Source organism: Yersinia sp. Marseille-Q3913 (genome assembly GCF_963892745.1).
In the GTDB taxonomy this organism is placed as follows: domain Bacteria; phylum Pseudomonadota; class Gammaproteobacteria; order Enterobacterales; family Enterobacteriaceae; genus Yersinia; species Yersinia bercovieri.
The window spans coordinates 1-16,272 of record NZ_CAWQAF010000021.1 but is presented as its reverse complement, the minus strand read 5'-3'; the positions used below and the strand labels follow the sequence as shown (position 1 = coordinate 16,272).

Below are 16,272 nucleotides of genomic sequence, written 5' to 3'. Positions count from 1 at the left end.
CTTTAGGTGAATAATATTGTTTACCTATTGAGTGAATGGCTTAATAAGCCATTATTTCGGAGTAACAATCATTAATTAAAAGGATATTATTATGAGTGTAACAATTCAATATAACAGTGAGTTTGCCGACTATACCGTATCTTCTTATCTTAGCAACTGGGCCGAGACTTTTGGTGATATGAATCAGGCGGAGACAAAAGATCGAGGTCAGTTTGCAGGTGGTGACACTGTCTTTAGTGGTACTCAATACTCAATTGGAAGTTCGCACGACACTGATATTGGGATGATTGTTGAAGGTAATTTAAACTATGCTTTTATGGCACATACTTTCCATGGTCAGATAACCAACATGCAATTTGGTAAGAATTTAATCTCTAACACTGATGGTGCTGTAGGTAAACACCTTGAAGATCTGCAAGTGGCCTTTAACGATGTGGATATTTCCGGTGAATTTGATAATACCAAGACAGCCACTGAGAATCGTGATGGTGAAATGCATAAATCGGTATATGGCTTAATGAGAGGCGATGCCGAACCAATGCTGGAAATCCTCAAAGCCAAAGGTATTGATGTGGATACCGCCTTTAAGGATATGGCTATTGCCACCCAGTATGCTGACACTGAAGTGGCGGCTGATGCCCCAATCATTGAAACTGTAGGTGCATATGATAGCGCTGAAGTGTTAATGGCTGCCTAATGAGTCCGCAATCATAAAATAACGCTATGCTTAAGTAAAATAATACCACCGTCGTACTCTACTATATTAACTACGGCGGTGGTTAATGTTTTATCTCAATGCATAATTAAGTTATTTTGACTGCTTATAGTTCATCATTAATAATGAGTTTTTTCAACTTAAGAAGGACATTATTATGACAATATCTATTCAATTTAATGCTCCATTAGGCAGTGCTACCCTCGCAACTTATAGCCAAACACTGAAAGTTGGCGATGTAAGTGAGACAACCATAATTGAAAATGCAGATACCGCAGAGACAAAACAAGCACAGGAATTAGCCAAAATGTGTGGTTGTTATATTAATGATACGGTTGACTACGAATTTATTGGTGTTGATACAGGCCGTAGCGATGAAAATTACCCTGAGATGATTTTCAGCGGAGAGTTAATGTACTCCAATACGCCGCAACATATTTTTTACGGCAAACTAGATAGTTTGGCTCTGGGGGAAGGTTTGATCCCCCACCCTGATGGCATAGGCCAACAGCTTAATGAGCTACAATTAAAATTGAGTGGATTAAGTATTACCAGTGAATTTGATGCTTCCAAAACAATAGCTGAGAATCAGCAGGGGGAGGTTCATAAAATTATTGACAGCTTGGTACAAGGCAATCCCGATCCTTTACTGGAAATACTTCAAGCAAAAGGTATTGATATAAATATACCACTGAAAGATATGGCTATCGCCAGCCAGTTTGAAACTATCAGTGAAATCACCGTCAATACACTCATTGTTGATACTGTGGGTGTGGCTGAAGATAGCGACGTATTACTAGCCGCTTGAGATGGTGGTTAGAAAATAATCCTAGGGTAAGACAAGTAATTTCGCCGCCATATTTTCCATACAGATATTAGCGGTGGCTTGTATTGTGGTTGGATAAGATAGATAAATGCAAATCTGTCATTGGTGCTTTTTTGATGACAACACTGCTTTCATTATGGAAATGGACGTCATGGAATCTTGCAAGACCTCCGACCTTTCGTCGGCTTCCCCAGTTATTCTCTCTATTCTAGCAGCTCACAAAAAAAGCCTTTGGGGTATCGGACTATTTACTGCAGTAATAAATTTACTGATGTTGGCACCGGCAATTTATATGCTGCAAGTTTATGATCGCGTTCTTGCCTCAAGCAATACCATGACATTATTAATGCTCACTATTTTGGTGCTCGGCATATTTGTGTTTATTGGCTTATTAGAATGGATCCGCAGTGCAGTTGTTATCCGTCTGGGAACACGTATTGATATGCAACTGAATCAACGGGTGTTTAATGCCGCCTTTGCTTCGCAACTTACAGGCCATAAAATACCGGCGGCCCAGGCATTAAATGATCTGACTGCTTTACGCCAATTTGCTACCGGCAATGCACTCTTTGCTTTTTTTGATGCCCCTTGGTTTCCACTTTACTTACTGGTGATATTTCTGCTCCACCCCTGGCTCGGCGTATTAGCCACTGCGGGAGCTTGTGTACTGATATTTCTCGCCTGGTTAAACCAGAAAGTGTGTAAAAAGGCACTGAAAGCAGCATCCACCATCACGTCACAAGCTACCCAGCAAGCAAATGCGAATTTGCGTAATGCAGACTCTATCGAAGCCATGGGGATGTTAGAGGCCTTGCGTGGGCGCTGGCTAAAGCAGCATTCACATTTCCTTTATCAGCAAAATATTGCCAGTGATAAGAGTAGTTGGGTCACCGCCCTATCCAAATCTAGCCGTCAGGCGCTGCAATCAATGATGCTAGGGCTAGGCGCATTGCTGGTTATTGATAGTGCAATTACCGCAGGCGTCATGATTGCGGGATCAATTTTAATCGGGCGCGTATTAAGCCCCATCGATCAACTTATTGCCGTCTGGAAACAGTGGAGCCAGGCGCGGCTCTCCTACCTGCGCCTCACAGATCTGTTAGCTCAATATCCCCCCGCACAAACAGGCATGCTGCTCCCTCCCCCAACCGGAAAGCTCAGTGTGACGCAACTGACTGTTTGTAAACCCGGCACCCATACACCTGTGTTACAGGCCATCAATTTTGAGTTACAACCCGGTGATGTACTTGGCGTTTTAGGGCCATCAGGCAGTGGCAAGTCCACCCTGGCAAAGTTGTTGGTAGCATGTAAGCCCGCCTTTAGCGGCTCGGTTCGTTTAGGCAGCGTCAATCTTGCTCAATGGGATAAAACCCACTTAGGGGCATTCATTGGTTACTTGCCGCAAGATATTCAGCTGTTTCGTGGATCGATTGCTGAAAATATCTCGCGTTTTGGTCAAGTTGATACCGAAAAAGTGATCGCGGCTGCCCAGCTCGCCGATGTACACGATCTCATCCTGCATCTGCCGCAAGGCTATGACACTCAACTTGGAGATGATGGCGAAGGGCTATCCGGCGGCCAGCGCCAACGTATTGCTTTGGCGCGCGCCATGTACGGTATGCCACGGCTTATTGTGCTGGATGAACCCAACGCTAGCCTGGATAAAGAGGGCGAAAAAGCCTTACTAAATAGCATTACCCAGTTAAAACAGCAGGGTAGCACCATCGTGATGATCACCCATAAGCCAGAGTTATTGACCGGTAGTGACTATTTGCTGTTCCTTAATAGTGGTCGGATGGAGCTGTTTGATCGTACTCAGGCGGTTTTACAGAGTGCGAAGGATAAGCCTGCGGCTAATGCTGATGTAAAAGCATTCAACAGCAAAAAGAGTTGGGGCAGCGGCATGTCATATGGTGTCGCACCCGCCCACACGGCATCACAAAAATCATGACGTTAATGAGATAGACCACGGATGGGAGATAACTGATGTTACCTAAAACAGGTCGTGACCTGTCGATGGCAGTGGGCAGCTGTCAGCAAAATCTGCCACCACTGCAAATCAATAGCGGGAAGTATCTTAGTCTGGGAGGAGGATTGGTTTTAGGCGGCTTCATTGTTTTTTTGCTTTGGGCCGGGTTGGCACCATTGGATAAAGGGATTGCTGTTATGGGGCAGATTGTCGTCGCCGAAAACCGTAAAGTGATCCAGCCGTTACAAGGTGGACGTATTCAGCAATTACATGTCGTTGAAGGAGATGAAGTCGAGCAAGGGCAATTACTCATCACGCTGGATGATACTGCGATACGTAGCCATCGGGATAATCTACAGCATCAGTATCTTAGTGCGCTGGCTCAGGAGTCCCGCTTAATTGCTGAGCAGCATGATTGGCCTGAGATTGATTTCCCTGAGGTGCTGCTTCAGGACTCCGCGCAACATTTGGTTGAGCGCATCGTTGCTTTGCAGCAGCAGCTTTTTCAGCATCGGCGCCAGGCCCAACGGAGTGAAATCGCACGTTTATCGGCACAACTTACGCGCCATCAGAGTCGGCTGAGCGGATTACGAGCGCTGCGGAATAATAACCAGCACCAGCTCGATCTATTCCAACAACAATTACATGGCGTGCAGTCGCTGGCAAAGAGTGGCCACGTTGCCAAAAATCAATTGCTAGAAATGGAGCGTCAGGCCATTTCACTGCGCACGCGAGTCGAGCAAGACTCCAGCGACATCGCGGAGGCTTATAAGCTTATTGATGAAACTGAGCAGCATATTTCACAGCGGCGTGAGCAGTATCAAAGTGAGAATCGCGAACAATTAGCCAAAGCGCAACAAAGTACCCAGGAGCTGGCGCAGCGTTTGAATGTTGCAGAGTTTGAGTTGGAAAATACCCGTGTTACCGCGCCTGTTAGCGGTTCGATTATCGCGCTCGCACAACACACCGTGGGTGGGGTTGTCAGTACCGGGCAAACATTGATGGAGTTGGTTCCCAGCGGGCAACCCTTACTCGTTGAAGCCCAACTACCAGTGGCGTTGATTGATAAAGTCATGGTGGGTTTACCGGTCGACCTTAATTTTTCTGCATTTAATCAAAGCACAACGCCACGATTATACGGTTCGGTATTACGCATTGGGGCTGATCGTATGCAGCACCCACAGACTTTAGAGCCTTATTACCCCTTAACTATAGCGATTGATATCAACCAAATCCCGCTGAAAATCCGGCCGGGTATGTCGGTTGATGTTTTTATCCGTACCGGAGAGCGGTCGTTGCTCAATTATCTGTTTAAGCCGCTAACTGATCGCTTGCATGTCGCGTTTGCCGAAGAGTAATAGTCGCGATAAGTTATTTTATATAACTCATTAAAAATAAAGGAATATAGTGATTTAATTGATGAAAATACAACAGAATAACAACCGTATTCTACTTTGGTTGGGAAGTGCCTTATTTGTGAGTTGTGTTCATCTATATCTGCTTTGGTGGCTGAATACGCCAGCTGTAGCGGTAACGCCTCCATACCAGTATCCGGTGGCGGTGATGCTTGGGTTGTCAGCCGAGCCAGAGTTCACCCCCAATGTTGAGCAGGATCCAGTAGTGGGTATGACTCAGAATTTTAGCGAACCAATATCTGAACCCTCGGAAAGTCAGCCAGAACAAGTGAGCGAGTTGCTAACCGCCCCCGAACAGCCCAATGCAGCTTTGATCATCGAAAAAGAGCGAGAAATGGTTAAAAAAGAGCCGATTAAAGCAAAGCGGCCACAACCAGACGCGATCAAACCACGTAAACCGGCTATTGAAGAGATAGCGGTAAACCGCAGCAAACCATCGCCCTCCGCCCCGACAACCAGCACCACGTTGTCTGGTGATAGCAAGCAAATTGCGGCCGCGACGAACAGTGATTCTTTGCATGTGCAGCAGATTAAAATGGATTGGAGAAGCCGCTTGCAAGGGCATCTGATGGGGTTTAAACGTTATCCCCCGATCGCCAAAAAGCAGCGTCAGCAAGGCATCGCGACTATCCGTTTTGTGGTTAATAGAGAGGGGTATGTTCTCTCGTCTCAGTTGATCAACAGTAGTGGGGTCGCCATTTTAGATAGCGAAGCTCTGGCACTGATCAAACGTGCCCAACCCTTACCCAAACCCCCTGCCGGGGTGCTATCACATGGGCAGATAACATTGGAGCTACCTATTGGTTTTGATCTAAAAAACAAAAAACGGTGGTAATTGTCGCGGAGAAAGTAAATTCATGGGGTGATCAATATCACCCCATCTCCCGTGAAAGCACTCTGGCAATATTATTCGCCAGGGCAGCGCAGACAGCGTTCGGCCTCATCGGCACCCAGTCTGAGCTTGGACTGCAAATCACGCAGCGCAGTACGCAAACCCTCCTCAATCACTGGATGATAAAACGGCATATCCAGCATTTGATCAATGGTCATTTGCTGTTGGTGCGCCCAGGCCAACAAGTGAGCAATATGCTCGGCGCTTGGCCCCATCATCTCGGCACCCAAGAAACGACCAGTGCCTTGTTCGCCATAAACCCGCAAAATACCTTTGTTTTTCAGCATCACCCGCGAACGACCCTGATTTTCAAAAGAGACTTCACCGATTTCAAAACAACCACATGCGCTGAATTTTTGCGTCAGTTCGCGGAAGGTCGAGCCTACCATCGCAATTTGTGGATCAGAGAACACCACCGAAATTGGGCTACGACGTAAACCGGGCACCACTTCTGGGAAGCCACCGGCATTCACGCCAGCAATACGAGCCTGATCGCTCGCTTCATGCAGCAGTGGCAATTGGTTACTGGCATCACCGGCGATAAAGATATGTGGCACACTGGTCTGCATCGTCAGCTTGTCCGCAAGTGGCACGCCGCGATCATCAAACAGTAGCGAGGTGTTTTCCAGACCCAGCTTATCGACATTAGGACGGCGACCCGTAGCGGCTAACACATAATCCACCATCATCTCTTGGGGCTTATCGGTTTTATCCAAATAGCGGATAAAGACTTTATCCCCTTCTCGCTGCATCACTTCAACTTTCACATCCGGATCGAGATAGAACTCTTCACCCAGCGTTTTCGCGGCGTAATTGCGCACAATGCTGTCAGTCAGCGGGCCAACACCACCGCCAACGCCGAACACTTTTACCTGAACACCCAATCGGTGCAGCGCCTGACCCAACTCCAGCCCGATAACGCCGGGGCCGAAAACGGCAACTGATTTTGGTAAATCATCCCAGTTAAACACGTCATCATTGACGATCAGCCGATCACCTAATGCATTCCAGGCCGCAGGCCAGGTAGGGCGTGAGCCAGTGGCAATCACGATACGTTGCGCGACAATACGTGTGTGATCATCAACTTGCAGAGTATTATCATCAATAAAGCGAGCATAGCCCTGAATTTTATCCGCCGCCGGAATGTTATCGACACCTTCCAGAACGAAGCCAACAAAACGGTCGCGCTCACGTTTAACGCGATCCATCACTTCACGACCATTAATCAGGGTTTCGCCTTGCGGATGAATCCCGAATCCGGGGGCTTGTTCAATGTGATGCACGGCGTCAGCCGCCGCAATCAGTAGTTTGGATGGCATGCAACCGACGCGTGCACAGGTGGTGCCATACTCGCCACCTTCAATCATCACCACACTTGGGGTCGATAGTTTGGCAGCGCGATAAGCGCCAAGCCCGGCAGTGCCGCCGCCGATCACGGCGACATCAACGTTTAAGGTTTTCATGTCTACTCCTAGCAGGAAGAACAGCAAGAACAGAAAAAAAGGGTAGGCCGGAGCCTACCAAATTACTTCACTTTATCTTCATTTTTATTGATGTCATTAGGCAGACAGATAATTCTCTAAATCATCACTGCCACCGATGTGACGCCCGCCAATAAAGACTTGCGGCACAGTCCCACGGCCCGTGACGGCTCGCAGACTAACAGTGGTGGCGTCTTTGCCCAGCACGATCTCTTCGTATTGAATGCCACGCTCTTGCAGCATCTGTTTTGCTTTGGCGCAAAACGGGCAGCCCGGTTTGGTAAAGACAGAAACAGACTCCTGCACTTTAAAATCAGGGGCCAGATATTTCAGCATGGTGTCGGCATCAGAGACTTCAAACGGGTCGCCCGGCTTGTTTGGCTCAACAAACATTTTCTCAACTACGCCGTTACGTACCAGCATGGAGTAGCGCCATGAACGTGGTCCGAAGCCCAGATCGGCTTTCTCAACCAGCATATTCATGCCTTTGGTGAATTCACCGTTGCCATCTGGAATAAAGGTAATGTTTTCAGCGCTCTGATCCGCTTTCCAGGCATTCATCACGAAAGTGTCATTGACAGACACACAGAGAATGCTATCAACACCATGCTGTTTAAACACACCGGCCAGCTCGTTATAACGTGGCAGATGGCTGGAAGAGCAGGTCGGGGTAAACGCGCCCGGCAGTGAAAATACGATAACGGTTTTGTTGTTGAATAACTCGTCGGTGGTGACATCAATCCACTGGTCGCCCTGACGGGTATGGAAAGTCACCTGTGGGATTTTTTTACCTTCTTGGCTAGCGAACATCGGTAACTCCTTAATTGGAAAATAAAAGATTTGAATTTTTCTAGCTCTTTTTTCGTTGGAACACATTATTCATTTTATCACTTGATAGTTCTAATCACTGATTGCTATCTTATCTATCGTCAATGACTATCATAAAGAGGAGCATCGATGAATATTCGAGATCTAGAATACCTGGTGGCGCTGGCTGAATTCAGGCATTTTCGGCGTGCTGCCGACTCTTGTCATGTCAGCCAACCCACGTTAAGCGGCCAGATCCGTAAACTGGAAGATGAGCTAGGCGTTATGCTGTTAGAGCGCACCAGCCGTAAAGTCCTGTTTACGCAGGCCGGATTGTTGCTGGTGGAGCAGGCCCGAACGGTGCTACGGGAAGTAAAAGTCCTGAAAGAGATGGCCAGTTTGCAGGGGGAGAGTATGTCTGGCCCGCTGCATATTGGGCTGATCCCTACAGTCGGGCCTTATCTGCTGCCGCAAATCATTCCTACGCTGCATCAAACATTCCCAAAACTGGAAATGTATCTGCATGAAGCGCAGACCCAAAACCTGCTGGCTCAGTTAGACAGTGGCAAGCTCGATTGTGCTATCTTGGCGCTGGTCAAAGAGACCGAGGCGTTTATTGAGGTTCCGCTGTTTGACGAACCGATGCAACTGGCGATTTACGCCGATCATCCGTGGGCAGGGCGTGATCGGGTGCAGATGCATGAACTGGCTGGTGAGAAGTTGCTAATGCTGGAAGATGGTCACTGCTTACGTGATCAGGCGATGGGTTTTTGCTTCCAGGCGGGAGCTGAAGAGGACACCCATTTCCGTGCCACCAGTTTAGAAACCTTGCGCAATATGGTCGCCGCAGGCAGCGGCATCACGCTATTGCCTTCACTGGCGGTGCCGAATGAAAGAGAGCGCGACGGTGTATGCTATCTGGAGTGCTACAAGCCAGTACCTAAGCGCACCATTGCTTTGGTCTACCGCCCCGGCTCCCCATTGCGTGGCCGCTATGAGCAACTTGCCGAGGCGATTCGTGAGCACATGCAACCGCGCATGAGCCCAGAAGTGATAAGCGAAAAGTTAGAACAGGCGGTTTAACCCATTGAGCGCTGCCACACGATAAGCTTCGGCCATCGTTGGGTAGTTGAAGGTAGTATTAACGAAATATTCGATAGTATTACCTTCGCCTTTTTGCTCCATGATCGCCTGCCCGATGTGGATAATCTCAGCCGCGCGTTCACCAAAGCAATGAATGCCGAGGATCTGCTTGGTTTCCCGATGGAACAGGATTTTCAAGCTGCCGGTATTCATCCCGACAATCTGGGCGCGCGCCAGGTGCTTAAACTGCGCGCGACCGACCTCGTAAGGTACTTTCATCGCGGTCAAATCTTGCTCGGTTTTACCCACAGAACTGATCTCTGGAATGGTGTAAATGCCGGTTGGGATATCTTCGATCAAGTGAACATTGGCTTCACCTTTGATCATCGCTTGTGCCGCAATCCGCCCTTGATCATAAGCCGCAGAGGCCAGACTCGGATAACCAATCACATCACCGACGGCGTACACATGGGATAGCGCGGTCTGATACATGCTGTTGACCTTCAGCAGGCCACGGCTGTCTGCTTCCAAACCAATCTTTTCCAGCCCTAACCCACTGGTATTCCCGGTGCGGCCATTGGCGTACAACAAGCAGTCCGCCTTCACTTTTTTGCCTGATTTCAAATGAACGATAACCCCATCAACCGTCCCTTCAATCTGTTCAAACTCTTCGTTGTGGCGGATAACCACGCCGTTATTCCAGAAGTGGTAGGAGAGGGCATCTGACATCTCCTGATCAAGGAAGGCCAGCAGGCGGTCGCGGGTATTAATCAAATCCACTTTGACACTCAAACCACGGAAGATCGACGCATATTCGCAGCCAATCACCCCCGCGCCATAGATAATGACGTGTTGTGGCTCATGGCTGAGCTGCAAAATGGTATCACTGTCGTAAATGCGTTCGTGGGTAAAATCAACGTTTGCTGGGCGATAAGGGCGTGAACCGGTCGCAATGACGATGTTATCGGCGCGCAGTGTATCGTTGGTGCCGTCGGCATAACGTACATTGATGGTATTGCCATCGATGAAGCTAGCATCGCCGGAGAACATCTGGCAGTGGTTGCGATCGTAAAAGCCTTGACGCATGCGGGTTTGCTGGTTAATCACGCGATCCGCATGGCTTAAAATATCAGCGAAAGAGGAGCTGATGGTTCGGGCATTGTCGCTGTAGAGTGGGTTTTGGTTGAATTCAATAATACGGCTAACGGCGTGGCGTAAAGCTTTGGATGGGATAGTGCCCCAATGGGTACATCCGCCGCCCACATTATTGTACCGTTCAATCACGGCAACGCGTGCGCCTTGCTTGACCAACCCCATAGCGGCACCTTCACCGCCAGGACCCGAGCCAATAACAATGGCATCAAAATGGAAGTGCTGTTGCATGTAGGAGAGACCTATTATTATACAAAATTACAACGATATATTAACATCATCCCATGCATAACCCAATCAGCAATGGGTAAATCACCGTGATAGGCTGCTGTAAAGCGGCAATTCCGTATTGGGATGATACGTTTGTATAACGGTTGTTACTATAAAGTTTGGTATATTGCTGACTATATGTCTTAGATTGAGAATTTGGATATCCCTTGGGCACGATTATGGGCGTCAGAGCACAACAAAAAGAGCGGACTCGTCGTTCCCTTATCGAAGCGGCGTTCAGCCAACTGAGTGCTGAGCGGAGTTTTGCTAGCCTGAGTTTGCGGGAAGTCTCCCGCGAAGCTGGCATCGCACCGACTTCTTTTTACCGGCATTTCCGTGATGTCGACGAGCTTGGCCTGACAATGGTCGATGAAAGCGGCCTGATGTTACGCCAACTGATGCGTCAGGCACGTCAGCGGATTGCCAAGGGTGGCAGTGTTATCCGCACGTCAGTTTCTACATTTATGGAATTTATCGGCAATAACCCCAATGCTTTCCGCTTATTGCTGCGGGAGCGTTCCGGCACATCTGCTGCTTTCCGTGCCGCCGTTGCCCGTGAAATTCAGCATTTTATTGCCGAGTTGGCCGATTATCTCGAACTGGAAAATCACATGCCGCGCAGCTTCACCGAAGCTCAAGCTGAGGCCATGGTCACAATTGTCTTCAGTGCGGGTGCAGAAGCGCTGGACGTGGACAGTGAACAACGGCGACAGTTAGAAGAACGCTTGGTGCTACAACTGCGGATGATCTCCAAAGGCGCTTATTATTGGTATCGCCGCGAGCAGGAGAAGCTCGCCGTATCCCGCACTTAATAAGGAAAGGAAAATGATGGAACAATCTAACTCAGAGAAACAATCTTACCTTGAAAAGCAATCTCACCATGAGAAACAGCCTCGCCGTGAAACTGGCACTCTGCTGCTGGCGTTGATCACTGGTTTGGCTATAAATGGTTCATTTAATACGCTATTTAGCGCGCTTGTCCCGTTTTCAATCTTTCCGCTGCTGACGTTAATATTGGCGGTTTATTGCTTGCATCAGCGCTACCTCAATTTTGCCATGCCACAGGGGTTGCCAGTGCTGGCTGCGGCCTGCTTCTTGCTGGGCATTTTAGTGTACAGCGCCATTGTGCGGGTCGAGCATCCGGCGATTGGCTCCAACTTCGTCCCCTCTATTCTCAGTGTGGCGCTGGTGTTCTGGATCTTGTTTAAGCTAAAAGCGCGTAAATCGGCGCAGGCGAACACGGAACTTGAGTCGGATAATAGCGATAGCCAGCAGCCGCAGTAGCTTTCTAGCGGCGATGACTCGATCTGGAGCGGTGAGGACAGACGGAAGAGTAAAGCGTCCGCGCCAGGACGGCGCGGCTCGAGCCTCCAAGTGACTCGTTACTCCCGCTTTTCCAACCAGACCCCACACTCCATATGATGGGTATAAGGGAATTGATCAAAGAGTGCTAACCGGCTGATTTTATGGGTGTGCTGCAACTGTTCCAGATTGGCGCACAGCGTCTCTGGGTTACAGGAGATATAGAGGATGCGCGGATAAGCTTGCACCAATTTGACGGTTTCATCATCCAGCCCGCTACGTGGTGGATCGACAAAAATTGTCTCGCAATTATAGCTCTTCAAATCAATACCTTTCAGGCGATTAAACTCACGGGCACCTTGCATGGCCTGAGTGAACTCTTCCGCTGACATACGAATGATCTGCACATTATCGATATTATTCGCTGCAATATTATATTGCGCCGCCGCCACTGAGGGTTTGGCGATTTCAGTCGCCAGCACCCGGTCAAAATTACGTGCCAACGCCAACGAGAAGTTGCCATTACCGCAGTACAACTCCAGTAAATCCCCACCCGCATGTTGAGTGACATCGATTGCCCACTCCAACATATGAATATTCACCGCAGCATTCGGCTGGGTGAAGCTATTCTCAACCTGGCGATAAATCATCTCACGGCCGGCGACTGGCAACACTTCATCAATATAGTCGTGATCCAACATGATTTTGGTTTTTGCAGCCCGCCCAATTAGTTGCAGATCAAAACCCTGCTCGCGCAGTTGATCCCGCAACTCCAGCGCCTTTTGCTGCCACTCTTCATCTAATTGGCGGTGATACAGTAAAGAGGCGATCAGCTTACCGCTCAGAGTCGATAAGTAATCAATCTGAAATAGCTTACGGCGCAAGATGGGCTCGGCCCGAATGGCGGTCATCAGGGCGCTCATCAGACGATTGATTAACAGACTGGCGACCGGGAACTGCTCGACCCGAATGCGCTGCTTGGTCTGTTGGTCAAACATGATGTGGTAGAGGTCGTCATCATCGTGCCAAACGCGGAACTCCGCCCGCATACGGTAATGCTCGGCGGGAGAACGGAATATCTCTGGAGCGGGGGCCTGAAACGGCAACATCATTTCCTGAAGACGGGCAGATTTTTCCGCCAATTGGTGATCATAGCCGTCAGTCGGCAGGATGTTGGGAGTCATGTTTCTTCTCGTTTGGACATAAAAAGAGGGTTATTCCTGCGGATTGTAGGGAAAGTGGCCCTGATGTCCAGTTTTGTCGTGTTTATTCCTCGTTACAAGAATGGAAGTCTAGACATCTATTTTACTTAATCGTAACATTGCGGTCCGGCCTCATGCGGTACTTAAACACCTACGAGTTAAAAGGGAATCCGGTGTAAATCCGGAGCTGACGCGCAGCGGTAAGGGGAAGTTACGGCGATAGGTTTCAACCAGACACTGTCCGCAAGGATGGGAAGTCATCGCCAGCTCTGTTCTCAGAGATCCCAAGCCCGAAGACCTGCCGGTATTACGTCGCAATATTCGTGGTCGTCGCGTACTACCGGCCATGGCACTGCGGCATCCGCCAATTGAGTTTGGATGCTTTATGACAATTAAAAAATATACGCTGCTCACAGCACTCTCTGTGACGGCATTTTCTGGCTGGGCGCAGGGCAACACCACCGGTAATAATGACGAAATGGTGGTGACTGCCAGCCGTTTTAAACAGCCAGTTTCCACCGTATTGGCCCCCACTGATGTCGTGACTCGGGATGATATCGATCGTTGGCAGGCCAAAAGCCTCAATGAAGTGATGCGCCGGTTGCCGGGTGTGGATATCTCGCAATTTGGTGGTTTAGGGCAAGGCTCTTCTATGTATATCCGTGGCACCGAAGCCCGGCATGTACTGATACTGGTTGATGGTATTCCCCTTGCGCGCACCGGTATCGTCAACAGTGTCGACTTCAATCAAATACCGATCTCCTTAGTGCAGCGAGTTGAATATATCCGTGGACCGCGCTCGGCGGTGTATGGCTCAGGTGCGATTGGCGGTGTCATTAACGTGATTACGCAATCAGATAAAGAAGGCGCACAGATTAATGCTGGCGTCGGTTCTAAAGGCTACCAGCAATATGATGGCAGTGTCCGTCAGCGCTTTGGTGACACCTTGGCGACGGTAGCGGGAGGGTATCAAACCACTAACGGCTTCAATATCAAACCTGGCTCAAGTTACTCGGTAGATAGCGATCGAGACGGCTTTCGCAATAAAAACTTCTGGGCAGGGCTAGATCATCAGTTCAACCAGGCGTTTTCCGGTTTTGTCCGAGGTTATGGGTATACCAATAGCACGGATTACGATGTCGGTAGCCCACCTTACCTCCCTGAATACAGTGGCGATAAAGAGCGGCTATATAACCACACTTATGATACCGGTCTGCGTTATGCTGCGGGCGCTTACTCTTCCCAATTAATTGCCAGCTACCAGAAATATAAAGATTATAACTACAGCAGCCAATATGGCCGCTATGGGGTGGCGACCACGCTGGACGATATGGAACAGCGAAATCTGCAATGGGGCAACACTTATAGCTTCGAAAGTGCGACGCTAAGCGCAGGGCTTGACTGGCAGCAGCAGCGTTTGACCTCATCCAATACCACGATTTCTGATAGTTATAAGCGGGATAACACCGGTTTATATCTGAGTGGGCAGCAGAAATTCGACAGCGTGACATTAGAAGCTTCGGGCCGTGCCGATAAAGATGAGCAATTTGGCTGGCATGAGACATGGCAAACTGCCGCGGGCTGGGAATTCGTTCCTGACTACCGCGTGACTTTATCTTACGGTACGGGCTTCCTGGCTCCGTCGTTGGGCCAACAGTACGGCGCACAGCGCTTCAGTCCTCGGATTGAGTCAAACCCTAACCTTAAGCCGGAGGAGTCCCACCAATTGGAGGCCGGGCTAGAAGGGGTGACCGGGCCGCTTGACTGGCGTTTGTCTGCTTATCACAACAAAATTGAAAACCTGATCGACTACGACTCAGATCCAGTGACCTATATTGGGCAATATTACAACGTTAACTCCGCGACGATAAAAGGTGTGGAGTGGACCGGAAACTTTGATACTGGCATCTTCACCCACCAGGTGACATTGCAATATATTGACCCGCGTAATGATCTCAATAACGAAGTCCTAGCCCGCCGCTCTAAACATCAGGCCAAGTATCAATTGGATTGGGCAATGTTCAATTTTGATATGGATGTGTCTTACCAGTATTACGGCAAGCGCTATGACAATAACACCTCTCTTTATAGTGCGACTCAGCGCGAATTACCGAGTTACAGCACTGTAGACGCTTCGATTGCTTATCCCGTTACTTCTCATCTAACAGTTCGTGGTAGAATTGCTAACCTGTTTGATAAAGATTACGAAACGGCTTATGGCTATAAAACCGCTGGACGAGAGTATTACCTCACAGGAAGCTATAACTTCTAAGGCTGATACTGCTCCTCGCCCGACAGCGCTGATTTTTGACTCAGGTGTTGGCGGGCTATCTGTCTATCAAGAGATTCGGCAGCTGTTGCCGGATCTCCACTATATATATGCATTCGACAATGTTGCCTTCCCTTATGGGGAGAAATCCGGCGAATTCATTGTTGAACGCGTCTTGGAAATTGTCACCGCCGTACAGCAGCGCCACCCACTGGCGATTGTAGTTATTGCGTGCAACACCGCCAGCACTGTCTCCCTGCCTGCTCTACGCGAGCGCTTCGCATTCCCCGTCGTGGGTGTGGTTCCCGCTATCAAACCTGCAGTGCGGCTCACCCGCAATGGTGTTGTTGGCTTACTGGCGACCCGTGGCACAGTTCATGCCTCCTATACACTGGATCTCATTGCGCGCTTTGCCACTGATTGCAAAATTGAGCTATTGGGTTCATCTGAGCTGGTGGAGCTGGCAGAAAGCAAACTGCACGGTGGCGTCGTTCCTGTCGAAGCATTAAAGAAAATCCTTCATCCATGGCTGGCAATGCGCGAACCACCAGACACCATTGTATTAGGTTGCACGCATTTCCCTCTATTAGCTGAAGAGTTAGCGCAAGTATTGCCGGAAGGTACGCGCATGGTCGATTCCGGTGCTGCTATTGCTCGCCGAACCGCCTGGCTTATCTCTTCTCAGGAAAATGTGGTTTCTTCTCAAGATGAGAACATGGCGTATTGCATGGCGCTGAACACGGACACTGACGCTTTATTGCCCGTGTTGCAGGGTTATGGCTTCCAAACGCTGCAAAAACTACCAATTTAACGGCGTTTTGACCAAAGAAACAGCGGTTGAAAAGTTTTTTCACATTAGGGGTTGCAGCCTGTCAGGAACTCCCTATAA

General features: G+C 49.0%; 14 protein-coding genes and 1 riboswitch. Of the genes, 10 read left to right on the top strand and 4 right to left on the bottom strand.

Features of this window, described 5'->3' with window-relative positions; all coding sequences use genetic code 11:
• Positions 1-91 precede the first annotated feature (91 nt).
• From AACW11_RS10090 to AACW11_RS10070, 5 genes are all read left to right on the top strand, one after another.
• Positions 92-697 (top strand): heme acquisition protein HasA, encoded by a 606-nt coding sequence (locus AACW11_RS10090; RefSeq protein WP_212586685.1) that lies wholly within the window; start codon positions 92-94, stop codon positions 695-697.
• Between the two features lie 175 nt (positions 698-872).
• The gene (locus tag AACW11_RS10085) at positions 873-1,523 is read left to right on the top strand and encodes a heme acquisition protein HasA (protein ID WP_212586684.1); all 651 of its coding nucleotides are present in this window, start codon (positions 873-875) and stop codon (positions 1,521-1,523) included.
• A 154-nt stretch (positions 1,524-1,677) separates the two neighbouring features.
• Positions 1,678-3,492, top strand: a complete 1,815-nt coding sequence (locus AACW11_RS10080) for a type I secretion system permease/ATPase (RefSeq protein WP_212586683.1) — start codon at positions 1,678-1,680, stop codon at positions 3,490-3,492.
• 35 nt (positions 3,493-3,527) lie between these two features.
• On the top strand, positions 3,528-4,868 hold the full coding sequence (locus tag AACW11_RS10075) for an HlyD family type I secretion periplasmic adaptor subunit (protein WP_212586682.1): 1,341 nt from the start codon (positions 3,528-3,530) through the stop codon (positions 4,866-4,868).
• A gap of 58 nt (positions 4,869-4,926) precedes the next feature.
• Complete coding sequence (locus AACW11_RS10070; protein WP_212586681.1) at positions 4,927-5,760, top strand: energy transducer TonB; 834 nt, start codon at positions 4,927-4,929, stop codon at positions 5,758-5,760.
• A gap of 71 nt (positions 5,761-5,831) precedes the next feature.
• Here the strand turns inward: AACW11_RS10070 and AACW11_RS10065 are convergent, their stop codons facing one another.
• Positions 5,832-7,280, bottom strand: coding sequence for a dihydrolipoyl dehydrogenase (locus AACW11_RS10065; protein WP_212586680.1), 1,449 nt, complete (start codon positions 7,278-7,280; stop codon positions 5,832-5,834).
• A 96-nt stretch (positions 7,281-7,376) separates the two neighbouring features.
• Positions 7,377-8,108 (bottom strand): glutathione peroxidase, encoded by a 732-nt coding sequence (locus AACW11_RS10060; RefSeq protein WP_005278219.1) that lies wholly within the window; start codon positions 8,106-8,108, stop codon positions 7,377-7,379.
• Between the two features lie 147 nt (positions 8,109-8,255).
• Between AACW11_RS10060 and oxyR the strand changes: the two genes are divergently transcribed.
• Complete coding sequence (gene oxyR, locus AACW11_RS10055; RefSeq protein WP_212586679.1) at positions 8,256-9,188, top strand: DNA-binding transcriptional regulator OxyR; 933 nt, start codon at positions 8,256-8,258, stop codon at positions 9,186-9,188.
• On the opposite strand, the gene sthA is transcribed toward oxyR, so the two are convergent.
• Positions 9,171-10,571, bottom strand: a complete 1,401-nt coding sequence (gene sthA / locus AACW11_RS10050) for a Si-specific NAD(P)(+) transhydrogenase (RefSeq protein WP_212586678.1) — start codon at positions 10,569-10,571, stop codon at positions 9,171-9,173. The two genes, oxyR and sthA, sit on opposite strands and share 18 nt — an antisense overlap.
• A 218-nt stretch (positions 10,572-10,789) precedes the next feature.
• Here sthA and fabR point away from each other — a divergent pair, with 218 nt between their 5' ends.
• Together fabR and AACW11_RS10040 are read left to right on the top strand one after the other, a co-directional pair.
• On the top strand, positions 10,790-11,422 hold the full coding sequence (gene fabR, locus AACW11_RS10045; RefSeq protein ID WP_005278214.1) for an HTH-type transcriptional repressor FabR: 633 nt from the start codon (positions 10,790-10,792) through the stop codon (positions 11,420-11,422).
• A 13-nt stretch (positions 11,423-11,435) separates the two neighbouring features.
• Positions 11,436-11,894 carry a YijD family membrane protein gene (locus AACW11_RS10040; RefSeq protein WP_212586677.1) on the top strand — a complete coding sequence of 153 codons (459 nt, stop codon included), beginning with the start codon at positions 11,436-11,438 and terminating at the stop codon, positions 11,892-11,894.
• A gap of 98 nt (positions 11,895-11,992) precedes the next feature.
• On the opposite strand, the gene trmA is transcribed toward AACW11_RS10040, so the two are convergent.
• Entirely contained in the window at positions 11,993-13,096 is a 1,104-nt protein-coding gene (gene trmA / locus AACW11_RS10035; protein ID WP_212586676.1) for a tRNA (uridine(54)-C5)-methyltransferase TrmA, read from the bottom strand.
• 128 nt (positions 13,097-13,224) lie between these two features.
• Positions 13,225-13,434: riboswitch (cobalamin riboswitch) on the top strand.
• 65 nt (positions 13,435-13,499) lie between these two features.
• On the opposite strand from trmA, the gene btuB reads away from it, so the two are divergent.
• Together btuB and murI are read left to right on the top strand one after the other, a co-directional pair.
• Entirely contained in the window at positions 13,500-15,386 is a 1,887-nt protein-coding gene (btuB, locus tag AACW11_RS10030; protein WP_212586675.1) for a TonB-dependent vitamin B12 receptor BtuB, read from the top strand.
• Positions 15,331-16,194, top strand: a complete 864-nt coding sequence (gene murI / locus AACW11_RS10025) for a glutamate racemase (protein ID WP_212586674.1) — start codon at positions 15,331-15,333, stop codon at positions 16,192-16,194. The genes btuB and murI overlap by 56 nt, the downstream gene beginning before the upstream one ends.
• Positions 16,195-16,272 lie beyond the last annotated feature (78 nt).